Origin of the sequence: Streptomyces sp. URMC 123, assembly GCF_051386515.1 — a bacterium.
Taxonomy (GTDB): domain Bacteria; phylum Actinomycetota; class Actinomycetes; order Streptomycetales; family Streptomycetaceae; genus Streptomyces.
On record NZ_JBPQTV010000640.1, the window covers coordinates 1 to 1,016 of the forward strand.

General features: G+C 78.2%; 1 protein-coding gene. It reads right to left on the bottom strand.

Annotated features, from left to right (window positions below; genetic code table 11):
* Positions 1 to 978 (bottom strand): chorismate-binding protein (locus ACSNOD_RS31375; RefSeq protein ID WP_436770469.1); only part of this gene is annotated, 978 nt, incomplete at its 3' end.
* Positions 979 to 1,016: the final 38 nt, after the last annotated feature.

Here is a 1,016-nt window from a genome sequence, read left to right on the forward strand (position 1 = left end):
GTCACCATCCGCTGCGCTGAGGCCGAGGAGCGCGGCCTGCGGCTGTACGCGGGCGCCGGGGTCGTCGAGCACGCCGGTCACGGTGGTCGACAGGTGCCACATGGCGGCCGTGCGCACGAGGGTGGGGCGCTCGGGCACCTCCAGGTTCGCGCAGTACGGCGCGAGGGCGGCCCGTACCGCCTCGACGACGACGGCGTGTTCGTGCAGGTCCTTGGGGGACTCCAGCAGTGCCGCGGCGCGGCGGACGTCCTCGGCGAGGTCGGGGCTGCGCTGGGCGGAGCCGGCGAGCGGGTTGGCGACCAGGCGGGTGCCGCGCCGGGAGACGAGCAGTTCGGGGCTGGCGCCGAGCAGGGTGCGGCCGGGGCCGGTGGGCACGGCGAAGGTGTAGCCGGCGGGGTCGCGGCGGGCCAGCCGCTGGAGCAGCGCGGGGACGTCCAGGGCGCCGTCCGAGCGGAGGGTGACGTCCAGCGCCCGTGCGAGCACCACCTTCTCGAACTCGCCGTCGCGCATGCGCCGTACGGCCTCGGCGACGCTCGCCGCGTAGTCCGCGGGGGCGGGCACGGGCCGGATGTCCCAGCGGGCGTCGGCCGGCGGTTCGGCGGGCAGCGCGACGAGGGGGTCCTGGGCGAGCGGGGCGGCCCAGCGGACGGTGCCGGGCACGGTGAGCGCGGCGGGCGCGGTGGGGTCGAACGGCACGGCGCCGACGACGATCGGGGCGGTGGCGCCCCGCGTGCGCGCCCGGCGCAGGGTGTCGGCCACCCGCTGGGGCAGCGGGCGCTCGTCGTGCGGCACCTCGGCGAGGGCGCCGTGGGCGAGCAGGGTGCGGGTCGGGGAGGCGAAGAAGCGGGTTTCGCCCGGTCGGTAGGCGTCCAGGAGGGCGGTGGGGCCGCCGACGGAGTAGGTGCCGAGGTGCGCGCCGGCCCGGCCCTCGGCGAGCCGCTGGGCGGGGGTGGGAGTGGCGACATCGCTCGTGGTCACCGAGGGCTCCAATTCGTGTGGCGGTGCGGCGGGTTGGG